This window comes from Veillonella sp. 3913 (assembly GCF_003992235.1).
In the GTDB taxonomy this organism is placed as follows: domain Bacteria; phylum Bacillota; class Negativicutes; order Veillonellales; family Veillonellaceae; genus F0422.
In genome coordinates this window covers 25,000-41,902 of sequence record NZ_RQVF01000001.1, presented here as the reverse complement: position 1 = coordinate 41,902, position 16,903 = coordinate 25,000, and the positions used below count along the sequence as shown (strand labels likewise).

The 16,903-nt window shown below is 38.9% G+C and carries 19 protein-coding genes; 1 reads left to right on the top strand and 18 read right to left on the bottom strand.

What is annotated here, in order from left to right:
* Positions 1-72 precede the first annotated feature (72 nt).
* A complete protein-coding gene (locus EO113_RS00205) occupies positions 73-1,899 on the top strand; it encodes a phosphoethanolamine transferase (protein WP_009353854.1) in 1,827 nt (608 codons plus the stop codon).
* 225 nt (positions 1,900-2,124) lie between these two features.
* Here the strand turns inward: EO113_RS00205 and EO113_RS00200 are convergent, their stop codons facing one another.
* The 18 genes from EO113_RS00200 to EO113_RS00115 all read right to left on the bottom strand — a co-directional run bounded on the left by EO113_RS00200 (position 2,125) and on the right by EO113_RS00115 (position 16,892).
* Positions 2,125-3,732 (bottom strand): glycosyltransferase family 39 protein, encoded by a 1,608-nt coding sequence (locus EO113_RS00200; protein ID WP_127135178.1) that lies wholly within the window; start codon positions 3,730-3,732, stop codon positions 2,125-2,127.
* A 25-nt stretch (positions 3,733-3,757) separates the two neighbouring features.
* Positions 3,758-4,093 carry a hypothetical protein gene (locus EO113_RS00195; protein WP_127135177.1) on the bottom strand — a complete coding sequence of 112 codons (336 nt, stop codon included), beginning with the start codon at positions 4,091-4,093 and terminating at the stop codon, positions 3,758-3,760.
* 8 nt (positions 4,094-4,101) lie between these two features.
* Positions 4,102-5,547 carry an Asp-tRNA(Asn)/Glu-tRNA(Gln) amidotransferase subunit GatB gene (gatB, locus tag EO113_RS00190; protein WP_127135176.1) on the bottom strand — a complete coding sequence of 482 codons (1,446 nt, stop codon included), beginning with the start codon at positions 5,545-5,547 and terminating at the stop codon, positions 4,102-4,104.
* Entirely contained in the window at positions 5,544-7,001 is a 1,458-nt protein-coding gene (gatA, locus tag EO113_RS00185) for an Asp-tRNA(Asn)/Glu-tRNA(Gln) amidotransferase subunit GatA (RefSeq protein WP_127135175.1), read from the bottom strand. Before gatA ends, gatB begins: the two co-directional genes overlap by 4 nt.
* A 10-nt stretch (positions 7,002-7,011) precedes the next feature.
* Positions 7,012-7,296, bottom strand: a complete 285-nt coding sequence (gene gatC, locus EO113_RS00180) for an Asp-tRNA(Asn)/Glu-tRNA(Gln) amidotransferase subunit GatC (protein WP_009353857.1) — start codon at positions 7,294-7,296, stop codon at positions 7,012-7,014.
* 107 nt (positions 7,297-7,403) lie between these two features.
* Positions 7,404-8,615 (bottom strand): ABC transporter permease, encoded by a 1,212-nt coding sequence (locus EO113_RS00175; protein ID WP_009353865.1) that lies wholly within the window; start codon positions 8,613-8,615, stop codon positions 7,404-7,406.
* On the bottom strand, positions 8,608-9,345 hold the full coding sequence (locus EO113_RS00170) for an ABC transporter ATP-binding protein (RefSeq protein WP_127135174.1): 738 nt from the start codon (positions 9,343-9,345) through the stop codon (positions 8,608-8,610). The genes EO113_RS00175 and EO113_RS00170 overlap by 8 nt, the downstream gene beginning before the upstream one ends.
* Positions 9,345-10,412 carry an efflux RND transporter periplasmic adaptor subunit gene (locus EO113_RS00165; protein WP_127135173.1) on the bottom strand — a complete coding sequence of 356 codons (1,068 nt, stop codon included), beginning with the start codon at positions 10,410-10,412 and terminating at the stop codon, positions 9,345-9,347. Before EO113_RS00165 ends, EO113_RS00170 begins: the two co-directional genes overlap by 1 nt.
* Before the next feature lie 261 nt (positions 10,413-10,673).
* Positions 10,674-11,633, bottom strand: a complete 960-nt coding sequence (gene pfkA, locus EO113_RS00160; RefSeq protein WP_009353853.1) for a 6-phosphofructokinase — start codon at positions 11,631-11,633, stop codon at positions 10,674-10,676.
* A 1-nt stretch (position 11,634) separates the two neighbouring features.
* A complete protein-coding gene (locus EO113_RS00155; RefSeq protein ID WP_009353844.1) occupies positions 11,635-12,198 on the bottom strand; it encodes a shikimate kinase in 564 nt (187 codons plus the stop codon).
* Positions 12,199-12,284: 86 nt separating this feature from the next.
* A complete protein-coding gene (locus EO113_RS00150; protein WP_127062256.1) occupies positions 12,285-12,668 on the bottom strand; it encodes a hypothetical protein in 384 nt (127 codons plus the stop codon).
* 34 nt (positions 12,669-12,702) lie between these two features.
* The gene (locus EO113_RS00145) at positions 12,703-13,254 is read right to left on the bottom strand and encodes a hypothetical protein (RefSeq protein ID WP_127062258.1); all 552 of its coding nucleotides are present in this window, start codon (positions 13,252-13,254) and stop codon (positions 12,703-12,705) included.
* Positions 13,244-14,077, bottom strand: coding sequence for a hypothetical protein (locus tag EO113_RS00140; protein WP_127135172.1), 834 nt, complete (start codon positions 14,075-14,077; stop codon positions 13,244-13,246). The genes EO113_RS00145 and EO113_RS00140 overlap by 11 nt, the downstream gene beginning before the upstream one ends.
* Before the next feature lie 11 nt (positions 14,078-14,088).
* Positions 14,089-14,529, bottom strand: coding sequence for a hypothetical protein (locus tag EO113_RS00135; protein WP_127135171.1), 441 nt, complete (start codon positions 14,527-14,529; stop codon positions 14,089-14,091).
* 195 nt (positions 14,530-14,724) lie between these two features.
* Positions 14,725-15,330, bottom strand: a complete 606-nt coding sequence (locus EO113_RS00130; RefSeq protein WP_127135170.1) for a hypothetical protein — start codon at positions 15,328-15,330, stop codon at positions 14,725-14,727.
* A 133-nt stretch (positions 15,331-15,463) separates the two neighbouring features.
* Positions 15,464-15,730 carry a hypothetical protein gene (locus EO113_RS00125; RefSeq protein ID WP_206168635.1) on the bottom strand — a complete coding sequence of 89 codons (267 nt, stop codon included), beginning with the start codon at positions 15,728-15,730 and terminating at the stop codon, positions 15,464-15,466.
* Positions 15,731-15,816: 86 nt separating this feature from the next.
* On the bottom strand, positions 15,817-16,281 hold the full coding sequence (locus EO113_RS00120; RefSeq protein ID WP_062402349.1) for a hypothetical protein: 465 nt from the start codon (positions 16,279-16,281) through the stop codon (positions 15,817-15,819).
* On the bottom strand, positions 16,281-16,892 hold the full coding sequence (locus tag EO113_RS00115; RefSeq protein ID WP_127135168.1) for a prepilin peptidase: 612 nt from the start codon (positions 16,890-16,892) through the stop codon (positions 16,281-16,283). The genes EO113_RS00120 and EO113_RS00115 overlap by 1 nt, the downstream gene beginning before the upstream one ends.
* Positions 16,893-16,903 lie beyond the last annotated feature (11 nt).

The window sequence follows — 16,903 nt, the reverse complement described above, 5'->3', positions numbered from 1 at the left end:
AACGTATGTATCTAATAAGTATTATAAATGAAATGGGCGAAAATTGCTACACCCAGAAAGAGAGGCGACACTATGCATCGTCAAAGATGGAAACAGTTGGGACTGTATACCATCGTGTCCACTATCATCGCAGTGGCACTATTTTACATCTACGAACCAATTACTTTAGGGTTTGACATAGAAGATATCCTTACCTTATTCGTTCCTACTATTGTAGGCTTAACAGTCTTACAATCGATCATTCGTAGTTCCTTTACAAAGGGATATATCATTGGTCATGGCATCGTAGGTATCAGTTGGGCATTAACATTCCCGCTCTTATTTCACTGGTCTTATGAAAAGCCTTTTTACTTCTACGAATTCGCCAACGATTTTTTATTTGGTCTAGTCTTATTCTGTGGTCTTAGTGTCACCCACTATTGGCTACTACAATGGGGAAAGGCAAAACGTATTTGGTCTGCTCTATACAGCATCCTTGACGTAGCATTGCTCCTTATACCAGTTGGTCAAATCGGGTACTATCTATCCACTTGGCATTGTATTACTCCTGCCACTATGATGGCATTGTATCAAACCAACCCCGAGGAAGCCTTAGGATTTGTAAAAAATATTATCGGCGTAGGTGGCATCGGAGGGGCTATCATAGGTATCGCTATCATACTTGGTCTTTTATACTTTGCCAATGTAAAAGCTCAAACGAACGATGAGCCTACTGTGTTCTATTCCTCTTTCTTTCAGCGATATCAAGATGATATAAAATGGATTCTATCCATCGCCCTCATCGTGTATGGTGGATATTACCTTTTCCCTCGTACAGATATTGTCAGCAATTGGCTAGAAGTTCGAGCCTATATGAAAGAGTTGCAATCTTATAATGATAAGCATGTTAGTGTATTTAACAATTTACAATTAAGCACTACCGAAACAGCGGCGCAAAAAACTCCAGGTACTGTCATCTTAGTCATTGGAGAATCTTCTTCTAGAGATTACATGAAAATGTATACTCCTGGCTTCCCTTACGATGATACTCCATGGCAAGGTTCCCTGTATCAAAATCCAAACTTCAATGTCTTTAAACACGCTTACTCTTCCTATGTGCAGACTGTACCAACCTTGGAAAGAGCCTTAACAGAGCGCAATCAATATGACGACAAACCATTCTTTGATGCCACAACCATTATCGATGTAGCAAAAAAAGCTGGATATCACACCTCTTGGTTATCTAACCAAGGTGTATATGGTGAATACGATACAGCTATCTCTCTCATTGCAAAAGCAAGTGATACGCCCCGTTGGGCTCATGAATCCTATGCCTTCTCTGATCAATATGATGGCGCTTTGTTACCACTTTTAAAAGACGTACCAAAGAACCAAAATAATTTCATCGTCATCCATATTATGGGTAGTCATATCTACTACAACGATAGATATCCTCACGAGTTCAGCAAATGGAAACAAGGTCCAAACCCTGAAGGAATTGAAGCTTATGCAAATAGCCAACTATATACTGATTGGCTGTTACAAGAAATTTACACCTATGCTAAGGATAACTTAAACTTACAAGCCATGGTCTATTTCTCTGACCACGGAGAAAATATTAAAACATCTCACAATCCAGACATTTTCAACTTTGGAATGACACGGATACCAATGTGGGTGTACTTATCTCCTACATATCGTAATGCGTATCCAGAAACAGCAATTACCCTACGCAATCATGAACAACAATATTTCACCAATGACTTATTGTATGATATGCTAGTGGGCATCATACATGCTCCATCTGGTAACTATGATGTAACACGAGATTTCTCCAATAAAGCCTATCGCTTTAATATCAATAACTTAACTACAATGTTAGGTACACAACCGTTGTCCTTAGATCCTGAGGCGAAATAAACTACTACAAGCACAAAACAGGCACCAGCTATTGAGTTGGTGCCTGTTTCATATCTATTTTTTGTATATAAACATAAGCCTTTTAGAATCGCTTTCTCTGTCCTCCTTCATTTATTATCGAGTCATACAATATTCCTTGAATGTAGGTCTCATGCCGCCTGTCCTATAGTAACAGAAACTTATTGGGGATACTCCCTAGGAGCATCCCCAATACTATAATTACCATTATTTCGCTTTGTAAAAGACTCCTAGAGAATTTCTTTCTACAGGTTGAACCTGGTCATATAAATTTGTTTCTTTAAAATACGTTGCGTATTTATTTGGCACATAAATCAAAGCACGTGATAGTTTCTCTGTATCTTTTGCCAAGTCAGTAGGTTTCACCATAGGCATGATATTTTTCCCATTTTCCCAAACACTTTCGTATTCTTTGTAATGTATGAAGGAAGTAGTCCGTCCCAAATAATAAGATAAAGACGTACGATAATTGCCATATTGATACACCTCTAATGGCGTAGTGCCTTCCAATGTCATCACTTCATTGGCTAATACTTTTCCAGATTGGTCTTCCATAACTGGCACTAAGTTAGGAACTAATGCTAAATAAAAAATGATCGTACTCGTTGCCATACTGCACACGAAGACAGACCCTGTTCGTTTACTAGCGGCATAAATAAACGTCAACACAGTCACTGCCAAACTAATCCAAAGATACGCACTATGTGACAAAGATATACTCAATCCCACTATGACTAATCCTAGTAAAAATGGAAATCCACCCAGTGCATATAGGGTAAACACCCTCCATGTCATCTTACACTCTTTGTATCCTTCTATACAAGCATGAATGCCCATGCCTGCCCATAATGCCAAAGGAATCAGCATAATAAATGTGTAGGTAACATATTTAGTGGCCATACACGTGTAGAACAGAATAGTTCCTACAAACCAAAAAATAGACCAATACCAAATATAGGCGTGTTTCTGTTCATTGATACCACGAACTACAAAGCTAGTCCATGGCATCATGCATACTGGCAACAAGGCAAAATATAAATACCACCAATTATGTTCAGGATGTTCTGGTACAGTAGCCCTCGTTATATTATGTAGGCCTAAAAATCCTTGGATAAATGTATCTCCATGAACATGGTACATATATCCATACCACGGTGCTACAACTAGGATAAAGGCAAGAATACCTTTCCAAGAAAAGACATATTTGAACCAATCCATACGACGATTCAAGGCCACATATAGAATTAAAATAATCCCTGGTAGCACGATCCCTACAGGGCCTTTGGTAAGCACCGCTAACCCAGCAAACATATACGCATAGACCATATGGCGATGACTTTCACCAGTGATACCACGATATAAATAGTAAAAAATACCCATAGAAAAGAGAAATAAATATCCATCCGTCACGACAGCATGACCGATATACCAAAATTCTAACGCTGTTCCTAGGGCAATGGCACTCCACATAGCAATCCGTTCTACTTGATATATACTGAAAGCCATCCGATACATCGCTAATACTGTACAAGTAGAAACGACAATGGATGGCAATCGAGCAGCCAAATCAGAGATACCAAACAAAGAGTAGGACAGTATAAGCCCCCAATATGCCATAATTGGTTTATCATACCAATACATGTCATAAATCATAGGAGACAAAAACTCTCCATGTTTCATCATGGTTACGGCAGACAAAGCGTAGTTTGATTCCACTGTATCCGTCATAGGCAGCGCCCATGCCATAAACAGATAGAACAAAAACGTTCCTATCCCTAGCCACGCAAACCGCTTCCATGAAAATGTTTGTTCCATAGTAATACAACCTCTGTATTTACATTTAAAAAAATAACTTTCCCAACAAACGCATTACTAGCCAAGCTAAAATAATCACAAAGGCACCAGCAATGATAAATTTAGCTAGTGTAAATAACACTATAATAAGCATCATGACGCCTACTGCTATGCCTAGTTTCCACTTCCAGCTAAGAGCATTCCACAAAAATATCTTCATATTAGGAATGGTTTGAAATTGGTCTTGTTCCTGTTGAGAAGATTGATAACGAGGAGCGTCATATGTACGCCCCTCTTCATCTATTGTTGTACCATCAAAGTCACGCAATTCCTCTTCTGAAATAACACGTGTCCCTCCATCATACTTTTGTTCTTCACTCATAGTCACTCCTATAGAGCCTGCAAGTGTTTTTCCAACAATTCATTCACTACGCCAGGATTGGCTTTACCTTTAGAGGCACGCATCACTTGGCCCACCAAGAATCCGATAGCTTTACCTTTACCAGATTTGAAATCTTCCACAGATTTTGGATTATCCGCGATGACTTGTTTTACAATTTCTTCAATAGCTCCTGTATCGGTAATTTGAACTAAGCCTTCTTCTTCTACAATTTTGTCTGGATTTTTACCAGTTTCAAACATTTTGACAATGACTTGTTTTGCAATTTTACCAGAAATCGTGCCTTTTTCAATTAGGCTAATCATATCAGCCAATTGTTTTGGTTGTACTTTGCTATCCGTATAAGAAATACCAGCATCGTTCACAAGTTTTGCCAAATCACCGATGATCCAGTTAGATGCCGTTTTTGCATCTGCTCCAGCCTCTACGACAGCATCAAAATAGTCCGCTGTACCGCGTTGGCTCGTCAATGTACGCGCATCTTCACTAGACAATCCATAGGATTCCATGAAGCGTTGTTGTTTCGCTTCTGGCAATTCTGGTAAGGATTGACGAATTTCTTCTACATAGTTAGGGTCTACTACAATAGGTACCAAATCTGGTTCTGGGAAGAAACGGTAGTCATTTTCCTTCTCTTTCTTACGCATGGAAAGAGTGATACCTTTACTATCGTCCCAAGTACGAGTTTCTTGAACAATCGTTTCTCCGTCTTCCAATGCTTCTGCTTGACGAAGTGCTTCGTATTCAATGCCTTTTTGGATACCTGTTAAAGAGTTCATATTCTTGATTTCAGTTTTTGTGCCTAATTTAGTTTCCCCTACTGGTCGAATAGAAATGTTCGCATCACAACGCAAACTACCTTCTTCCATACGTCCGTCAGATACGCCTAAGTATTGTACAATAGCACGAATTTTATCCACATATTGGCGCGCTTCTTCACCAGAACGAAGATCAGGTTCTGATACGATTTCTAACAATGGTACACCTGTACGATTGTAGTCTACATTGGAGCTATCAGAGCTAGAAATAGTAGCACCACTATGCACTAATTTACCAGCATCTTCTTCCATATGGATACGGTTGATACGAATGCGACGAGTTTCACCATTCACCTCTACATCAAGATGACCGTTTACGCAAATAGGCAAGTCAAATTGAGAAGTTTGCCAGTTTTTAGGCAAATCTGGGTAATAATAGTTTTTGCGGTCAAATTTATTGAATAGTACGATTTCACAGTTTAATGCTAAACCGACTTTGATAGCATATTCCAACACTTTTTGGTTAAATACAGGCATTGTTCCTGGTAAACCTAAGCAAGTTGGACATACATGTGTATTATGGTCGCCCCCGAAGGCCGTTGTACAGGAGCAGAAAATTTTTGAATTTGTTTTCAGTTCAGTATGAACTTCAAGGCCTACGACTGTTTCATATTTCATAGTTTCAATTCTCCCATAGTTGGCAATTTTGTAAATTCAGGACATTCTTGTTCAAAGCTATAGGCTGCTTGCAACAATGTACTTTCACCCATAGCAGGCGCCAATAATTGCATACCGATTGGCATACCATTAGAACCAAATCCAGCAGGAATACTGATACCTGGGATACCTGCCAAGTTAACTGGCACTGTACATACATCCTCTAAATACATAGTCAATGGATCGTTGATTTTTTCACCAAATTTAAAAGCTGTATTCGGAGCGGTTGGTGTTAATAATACATCACATTCTTGGAATGCTGCATCAAACTCATTTTTAATCAACCGACGAGCTTTTAGAGCTTTTAAATAGTATGCATCATAATAACCAGAACTCAATACATAGGTACCTAACAAGATACGGCGTTGTACTTCTTCACCAAAGCCTGCCGTACGAGTTTTAGTGGACATTTCCACTAAATTATCTGCTGGCACGCGAAGGCCGTAGCTAACTCCATCATAACGAGCTAGGTTAGAACTAGCTTCTGCTAAAGCGATGATATAGTACGCAGACAAGGCATATTTTGTAGTTGGCAAGGAAATATCTACAATAGTGGCACCCATATTGCGATACGTTTCAATAGCTTTTTCCAGAGCTGCACGCACTTCTGGATGTAAACCTTCACCAAAATATTCTTTAGGCACACCGATGCGCAAGCCTTTTACATCTTTCACAAGAGCTTTTGTATAATCGACACGATCTCCTGGGATGGATGTAGAATCATGGAAATCATGGCCTGTAATAGCATTCAACACGATGGCTGCATCACGTACATCTCTTGTCACAGGGCCAATTTGGTCCAACGAAGATGCATAAGCAATTAATCCATAGCGAGATACATTGCCATAGGTTGGTTTCAAACCAACCACGCCACAGTAGGATGCTGGTTGACGAATGGATCCACCTGTATCGGAGCCTAATGCCCAAATAGCGCTACCACTGGCAACCGCCGCTGCACTACCACCGGAAGATCCGCCTGGAACATAATCTGGATTCCATGGGTTTGTCGTTTTGCCTAAAGCAGAATTCTCTGTGGAACTACCCATAGCAAACTCGTCCATGTTTAATTTACCCAAAATAACAGCATCTTGAGCTTGTAATTTTTCGATAACAGTAGCATTGTACGGAGGCACAAAGTTTTCCAACATATGGGATCCACATGTAGTGGCCACACCTTTTGTACAAATATTATCTTTAATCGCCCCAGGAATCCCTGCTAATGGCGAAATAGTTTCTCCCTTGGCGATTTTTGCATCTACAGCCTCTGCTTGTGCTAACGCCGCTTCATGAGAGTCAGACAAGTACGCATGTACTGTTGGCTCTACATTACCTTTATGTGCCAATACAGCTTTTGTAAGCTCTAGGGCAGAAATTTCTTTATTTACTAATTTTTGATGTAATTCAAAAAGAGTCATGTATCTTCTCCTAGTTCTGTACAACACGAGGTACTCTGAAATACCCATTCTCTTCTTCAGGTGCATTTTGTAACGCCGCTTCACGTGGCAATGATTGTTTCATCTCATCTGGACGATACACATTTTGTAATGGCACCGCATGAGCCATTGGCTCTACATCTGTTAAATCTAATTCTTCTAATTCCTCCACATAGGTAAGGATATTACTGAGGGCTTTTTCAGCAGCCTCTAAATCTTTAATTTCTAATCGGGATAATAAGGCAATATTCTTAATTTCCTCTTGACTAATTTTCATAGACACACATCCTTTCAATTTATATATTATATCATATTCTCTCGGGAAAAAGAAAAATACCAATATATAATAGGCCTAGTTTCCTATATATATTGGTATTTAATCAGCTATTCATAATGTAAGGCATCAATAGGATTTAACTTAGCTGCTTTTCTAGCTGGATATAAACCAAATACAAGACCTATCGTCATAGAGAATCCAAAGGATAATAAAATAGGGCCTGTGGTCACTACAGTTTTTAACTTAGCTACTGTAGCAATCAGTTGTGAAGCCCCTATTCCTACCACAATACCAATAGCACCTCCTACGAGAGAGATGACGATGGCTTCAATTAAAAACTGTGTAATAATCGTTCGATACGTCGCTCCTAAGGCTTTACGAACACCAATTTCTCGAGTACGTTCTGTGACAGACACAAGCATGATATTCATAATACCAATGCCCCCAACTAATAAAGAAATCGCTGCCACAGCACCTAGGAATAAGGTCATGGTAGCCGTATTTTCTTCTACCGCCTTCATAATGGACGCCATATTGTTCACATTAAAATCATCGAGATCAGGATTTTTAATGCCATGACGGACACGCAAAATATTTTCTATATCTGCTTGCACCCGTTCTAAGTCTTCGCCCTCTTTTGCTTGAATGTAGATCATACGCAAATAATCAACACCCATCACACGTTCCATCATAGTTGTATACGGTACTACAATGACATCATCTTGATCATTCCCCATAGTACCAGAACCCTTTTCATCAAGGACACCTACTACTTTAAACGAATTTTTATGAATCCGAATATCCTTACCAATGGGATCTTCATTACCAAACAAGTTTTTTGCCACTGTGGCACCTATAACTGCCACCCGTTCACGGCGTTCAATTTGACTATCTGTAATAAAACGACCTGATTTCATAGTCCAATTGTTTACATACTGAAAGTCAGCATTAGCACCATTCACAGTTGTGGTCCAATTCTTGCTCATGTACACAGTTAAATACGAATTAGCTGCTACTGGTGAAGCTGCTTGCACGCTATCCATCTTCGAAATAGCTTCATAGTCGCCCATTTTTATCGTTTTATTAGCACCAGATACAGGGCGTACCCCTGGTGTTCTAGGAGCCCCTGGATAGACCATTAATAGATTACTACCCAAACTGGAAATAGATTCTGTGATTTGTTGACGAACCCCATATCCAATAGATACCAATGCAATCACAGCCGCTACACCAATGATGATACCTAGCATCGTCAATAATGACCGCATCTTATTGGCTATTAGAGATGACCAAGCCATTAAGAAACCTTCCTTATACATGGCTTTCACCTCCTACCTGCAATCCTTTCAGATGAGGATTTATTCTATCTTCTACAATAAGACCATCTTTTAAAACCACATTGCGACCTGCATATTCTGCAATATCTGGTTCGTGGGTGACTAGAATAATCGTACGTCCTTCTTGGTATAATTCCGTAAAGATATGCATCACATCTAAACTCGCTTTTGAATCAAGGTTACCTGTAGGTTCATCCGCCATAATAATCGCTGGGTCATTGGCCAATGCCCTGGCAATGGCTACACGTTGCCGTTGTCCCCCTGATAATTCTGCTGGCATATGATCCAACCGAGTACCGAGCCCCAAATCTGTCAATAATTGACCAGCCCTAGCTTTACGTTCTGCTTTAGACACTCCTGCATAGACCATAGGTAATGCTACATTATCTAAGGCTGTTAACTTCGGTAATAAATTAAAACTTTGGAACACAAACCCAATTCGTTTATTCCGCACATAGGCCAATTCATCATCCCCCAGATGAGCTACTTCTTCTCCATCTAATCGATAGGAACCACTGGTAGGTCTGTCAAGACACCCTAAGATATTCATAAACGTAGACTTTCCAGAACCAGAAGGTCCCATGATAGAGGTAAACTCCCCTTCATAAATGGACAAGTCAATACCATGTAATACTGGTACCGTTAACTTTCCATTCACATAGGTTTTCGTAATCCCCTCCAAGGTAATGACTGCTTTTTTTGGAGTTTCCATTAGAATGGCCCCCTCTGTTGTTGTTTTTTCGTCGCACTTACATCACCACTGATAATGATTTCATCACCTTCTTCTACTCCAGAAATAATTTCAATTGTAGAATCACCAGTCATACCAGTTTTTACACTGGTTCTAAGAGGTTTACCATTTTTGATGACATACACAAATTCTCCCACTTTATCAGAACGAACAGCAGCCAATGGAACTATCAATACATTTTGTCGTTCTTCTCCATGAATCGTAGCACGTGCGGTCATACTAGGAAAGAAATGACTTACATCACCAGCAGGAATTGCTACGCGCACTGTATAATACACTACAGATGAACTGGTCGTTCCCATACTACCTTTTGTACCTAAAGAAATACTTTTAACAGTACCTGTGAAAGTCTTACCAGGATGCGCATCGACCGTGAAATCTACTTTGGCACCTTCTTTTACATTTCCAATATCTGTTTCGTCAACTGTTAAATAAATTTCTAAATCAGATAAATCAGCGATAGTAGCAATGATCATTTGTGTAGAAATACCAGTAGCAATGGTTTGTCCCGCTTTCAAAGGTTCTCCAATAATCGTCCCATCCATAGGCGCTGTAATAGTACTATCTGTTAAGTTTGCTGCTACTTGATCATAACTAGCTTTTGCTTTTTCATAGGCTGCTAAGGCATTATCATAGGTTTGCTGTGAAATTGCACCTTGTGACACTAACGTACGGTATCGATCCAAATCTGTGGCTGTTTGGTTAAGTGTGGCCCTTGCATTATCTACAGAAGCCTGTAATTGACGAGAATCAATAGTAGCGATGACCTGACCTGCTGTTACATGCTGATTGGCTTTCACCAAAACAGATTCTAATTTGCCAGGAATATTGGTAGATACATCTACATAGCGAACAGGATTAATCGTTCCCGTTGCATTAATAGTAGATGAAATACTACCTTTTCCTACTTTTCCCGTCGTATAGGTAGGTGCCTCTTTTGTTTGGCTACTGCTATACCATTGCCATCCACCAATAGCTACCACTAAGATAGCCACAATGGCAATCCATAATTTTTTATTTTTCCACATAAAATATCTCCTTTCGTCCATCGATTATATATAGAATACCACCAAAATGGTGTTTCCTTACTCTAATAGGCCCAAGCCCCAACATATAGTATAGACTTTTATCTCCTTAAACTGGTTTACGCCTGCTGATAGCTTCCTTTTATAAGTAGCCCTTTACTATAGTATAAAACAAAACATACCATAGATAGAGGATAAAAAGAAAAGAAAACTAAAGTTAGTTTTCTTTATCTTATACAATACAATAGCAAAACAACTATGAAATTATTGTCCTAATACTCGTATTAATTGGTATAAAGAAGTATCTAAAGGATACTCACATGTAACTGCTTCCTCATAGGCTATCGCATCAATATGATTGCAATGAACCCCTATTAGATGATGAGTATGTCCCTCTAGCAAGGCACGTACTCCTGCCTCTCCTAAGCGAGCAGCCATTAATGCGTCATAAGCAGACGGTGATCCACCACGTTGTAAATAACCTAACACTGTCACAGAAGGTGCATAGGATGTATGTGCTTTAATATATTGAGCCACTTCAAAAGCGCTATAGGCTCCTTCCGCAACGATAATAATACTATTCTTTTTACCATTACGAGTAGTATTTTCTAATGATTCTTTTACCTCTTCTAATGTCATTGGCACCTCTGGTGTCAGTACCACCTCAGCACCGCATGCGACGCCAGCATACACAGCAATATGACCTGCATGTCGTCCCATCACTTCTACAATGGCTACACGATCATGAGCCGTAGAGGTATCACGAATTTTGCTCACCCCATCAATGATGGTATTAAGAGCTGTATCAAAGCCGATTGTATAATCGGTACCATTCATATCTTTATCAATAGTGCCTGGAATTGTCACCGTAGGTAATCCTAGGTCAGACAACACCTTAGCACCACACATAGAACCATCTCCACCAACAACGACTAATCCGTCAATACCATGACGACGTAAATTATCATAGCCTCTTTGTTGATGTTCAGGTTCTTTAAATTCAAGACAACGGGAAGATTTTAAAATCGTCCCTCCCTTGTTCACAATATTCCCTACACTACGCCGAGTCAAAGAAATAAAGTCTTCTTCTAAAACGCCCAAAAAGCCTCGTTGTATTCCTACTACATCGAGGCCTTCATATATTGCACTTCTTGTGATAGAACGAATGACTGCATTCATTCCTGGTGCATCTCCACCACTTGTTAAAATAGCTATACGTTTCATATTATTCACCTTGGTGTACTTTTCGCCGTTTAAAATATATGCCCTTAGACTTTATGGATCCGTCAATACTCGTCACCAATTCATCAGTATGACTGTATGTAGTATCTAACACATGGTCACATTTGCGATATAAGGGTTTCCACCGTCGCATCATCCATGCTACATACCCAGATACATCATCATAATTCATAGTCGGCCGCTTACCAATCCACCGATTGACACGATTTACAATCCGATAATGTGAAGCGCGTATACCTACAATAAAAGAGTATTTTTGCATATATCGTAATGTACGCATGTCAATAGGGAAGTTTCCACCTACAGAAATCACCGCTTCATGATACATGGCCACCTTTTTAATTACTTCAAATTCTGCACGACGAAATGCCTTTTCACCTATTGTCTTAAAAATATCAGCAATAGGCATATTATATCGTTTTTCTAATATTCGATCCGTGTCAACAAACTGCCAGCCTTTGGCATCCGCTAAATTTCGACCTAAGTGACTTTTTCCGCTCCCCATAGAACCAATGAGGATAATGTTTCTCTTGATAGTCGTTTTCATGTTTTATAATATCTCATTCTTCCATCTAGTAGTAAATTTTAACTTTATTTTACTATACTCGACTATACTTTGACAAACCATTAGGACTAATTTTTGGTATTTTCATAAATCTTACATTGTAAAGTAGTCACACTTTGTGAGTGAATAATTTTCTCTATCCTAAAACGCAAGGTAGGATGTACCTTTTGCATCCCTACCAACCACTGCACCATATCTAGGGTAGACCCTTGTACTACCACATCTAGGGATTCTGCTTCTTTGTGCGTACTGACCACCACTAAAGGTGTGTCTCCTATAGAGGACAATACTAAATGATACAAGCCTTCTAGGTCTAACACATTGTCATCTAATTGTTTTATAAATTGATAGCTTTCACTGTTTAAAAATGTTGTTTCTGCCTCCTGTGATAGTATCTCTTCATCAATCTCTGCAGAGATTCGTTTCGTTTCTCCTTGAAAGTACACCATCATACTAATACCCGTAACCACTACACAACAGTACACACTAACGACTAGAAGCAGACTTTTTTTGGGAATTGGTAAGGCTTTCCATAGTGGCTGTAATACGACTACGGTATAGTGCAGTTCCGGATTCTTTTTCCACCACTTCATCATAATGACGGTGACCTCCTAATCGACTCAACACTGAACTAAACTGATGCAATTCAGTTTCACTGCTTCCTTTAGCTTCTATATACCATTGGTTCATAGTAGACCACTCGACCAATTGAATGTGATATGTATTCGATGTATCTAATACATATATACATTCCTTCAACGTCCCCTGTGGCAATGGTTCTTCTTTTGTATTCTCATGAATCATAGAATCATATACACTATGAGCCTCTTTAGCATCAATATGGCGAGATATTATCTCTTTCTGTTTCTCTACAATGTCCTGATACTGTATATATGCTTTTGTGCCTATCGCCACAGAACCCACTAATATAATGATCACTAGAGCTAATAGGGCCCACCATATATTTTTGTACCGAATATACCAACACACCCACTGTATATCCGGTTCTATAAAATTAAGATTTTCTTTATTTTCCATCGACAAGTAACCTAATTGCTAAACCATATGCCATTTCATGATTTATATTCTGTGGGTTATAACCTTCTCCTTTATCTACTATATGAAGGGGTACCTGATCGATTGTTCCATAGGTTTCTAAAATAGTCTCAAAGGCTTTAGATCTTGTTTCATCAAAACCAACTACAATAGCTCCCTTAGGATAGGGCACCTGAAATTGTTTACTATCTTCATAGACCGTTTTACAGGCTTCCAATACTTCGTTCACATCTAATGACACTAAGGTATGCGCCGTACAGAATTTATCATTCCATAAAGATACTTGCACCTTATCTTCCTCTGGGGTGATACAAAGCATAGACGATTCTCGACCACGGCTGAACGCAAGAGGTGCTGGCCAGTAATCGATAACACGAAGATCTCCTCCGCCTTGTTGAATCCCTTGCGCCACCTGTTTCACTTGTTTTCGTTCTAAGGCTACGATGAGCATACACATTAGCTCCTCCGTTGTACCTGGTCTAGAGGCAAAATCGATAGCATTAGGGAAATCTTCATTCTGAAAGATTCGTTTTCCCTCACGGTGGGCAAATAAGTACTGATCTATTTTATGCATCATTGGTGTTTCCATGTATACTGATTGAAGTGACGATTCAAAAACACAACCAATAGATATACCAACTTCTCCATAATATTCAAAAAATTCTTTCACATCAGTTCCCTTATTACTGTGTCGTTTTTGAACGATTACATCTTCTAGCACAATAGTACCTTCAATTTTGTAGGCTTTTATCCCAACAATTTCATCATGTCCAATGGCAATACCCATCACTCGTTTACTTTTCACTACAAACCTCCTTACTCTCTGACCCATTCTATTTGTATCGTCTCTAATATGTCATTTTTATATATGGTCTTAATGTATACATCTTTTTTTATATTCGTTTCTGTTTCTACATCAGTACATAAGAGCCGTAAACAATAAAGTTGCTCTTCTTTTTCTTTATATAAAATAGCCTCAATCCGTTCCGTATCCGTTTCTTCTAGTACATATTTCGGTGAACCACTCCCAGTTATTTCCTTTTGATGAGCCAAAAAGAATTTTTTATTTGTACCTAATACTATGCCTCGCTCTATGCCATATTGACATCGAGCAAAACGATATTCATCCATCATGCTTTGATAAGTAATCTGCATCGTATGTAGCCAAGCCACCCAAGTACCAATGGTTATCATCGCTATTAGTAATATCATGTATGATACAAAGCCATTTTTCTTTTGCCCTTTCCAGCGCAACATAATAGTTAACCTCACATACATTACCTAATATAAGTGCTCTACAAGCATCTATTTCTAACTAACTGTTTTTTTGTATATATTTTTACGGCTTCTGACATAATTCATAACCCTATAGATAGATTATGTATATTAACATGTATCCTTAGTATTTCTGCTCATATGCGGTATTTCTATCTATTATGACAAAGTACCAACTTACTTTGCTATATGTTGTAATCTCTGAAGATAGGTGGCATACGGCAGAATGCCTGTCTGTACATGATATCGGTTCTGTCCACCTTCCATAAGTTGAATATGATCTCGCCGCCAATAGGGACGTACCTCTGAATACCAATGTAAGTCAACGAGACCATCTGATCGTTCCTGAAAAAATGTAGACCCTTGCGGAAACACATGTATTTTTCCAATCTTGGGACTAATTTCATTTTCTGTAATATCCTGCAATTGTCCATCAGATAACATGGTCACAAAGGCATCTTGATAGACGCGTATCCTCCAGTTTGATGGAGATACTAACCATGACCCATCTTTACTAACTATCGGTCTTTTCTCACTATAGCGAAGGCGATTCATAATCTGTATACGACTAAACCTAGCATCTAACAGCAACTCATGACGATGATGCAACATATGTATCCACTTCACACTATGTGATGTGATTAAGAAAAATCCTGTTATGATGGTCATTAATAACAGACTTCCTAATACTGCTTCTACCAGTAAAAATCCTGCTGTTCCCTGCTTACCCTTGGGTATCCAACAAAAAGGCCTCGTCTTTTTCAAGCTTAATACCATACCCATGTATTTTACCTCTCCATGGCACATCACAATTTTATATACTTATCTCGAAATCATAACAATTCGTTTTTTAATCTATATCAGATAACTGCACTATATTTTCAGTTTACATCTTTCGTCATCTTGATGATGTATCTCATTGGCTAGAAGGTAATAAATAAGTAGTAAACCGATGTATTTCTTCACCATGACGATAGGCTATTACCGTTAATACATGTACTCCTTCTTGATTTATTTCTGTCTTGCGCTGAAAATTAGTCGTTCCCACAATTGGTGGTTCACCAGACTCCGGAATCTGTCCATGTGCCCAACTAGCCTTCCCCTCTTCCATATACAAAATCATAGCTTGTAATATTCTATCTTCTTCCATCATTTTTCCATATTGTTGGATACTGCTCATCATGAGTACGAATAAAGTTGAACATAATAGACTCATTACAAACAGCGAAGCTAATACATCCATATAGAGAAATCCTTCCTCTTTAAGTTTCAAAATTTTGATTCCTCCCAACGTATACGCCCTGATTGACGGGCAAAAATGAATGTACGTTTATAGCGAATTAGATCATCTACTAATGTAACAGTAAATACTTTCCCAACTCCTTTATGAGCTGTAAATCGAATACTGGGGTAAGTTCCAGTAAATTCGATATGCATAGATTCTGGTAAATTACGGTACACTAAAGAGTTATTTGTATTAATATATCCATATCGCATACGCTCTAGGACAACACGATTGGCACCATTATTATTCTGTAAGTTTCCATACAAAGTAGCAAGTTGCATACGTTTCACATGCGCAAATAAGATACGACCTTCTCGATCAAATACATGATACTCTCGTTGCTCTTCATTATGTAATAATAAAACCATGCCTATAACAAGAGAAAAAATAGTCATATATAGTAAAACTTCCACTAATAAGGACCCTTCTATATTCTCTTGGCTTTTCACTAAAGCCACCTCCCTACAGGGCATATGAATAGTAATATGGTTGCCATACTGAAAGAAGGTCCAAAGGGAATATAGGTATGATTCGGAGATGTAACACGCCACACACAACTGTACAAGATGCCAATGACAGAGGAAAGTCCGCATAATGCCAAACATTCCACTGATGTGAGCCAACAACTAATGGCAATCAACCATTTGATGTCACCTAATCCCACACCACCACGGCTAAACCACCGCAATGACCACCATAATCCACCCATACAGAGGGCATTGACTACTATCATCAATACATCACCATTACCTATCCACTGGTAAACAAATCCACATATACAAATTAGAATAGCTCCCTCATCGGGAAGAATGTAATATAGCTTATCGATGGTTGATCCCCAAAAGAGCGTTACCTCCAGCGTATAAAGAAGTGCCAGTTCATAGATATTCGTAATGTATCCAACTTGATAGGCATAACAAAGCCCTACTGTCCCTATGACATGAACAAAAATGGACATAAGGCACCACATACTATGTGTTTTCATATAGGTCCAAGAAACAATGAGATAGAGGCTCGCAACTCCTGTGATACCAGCAATACCTCCTAATACATACTCCATATTTCCCTCTT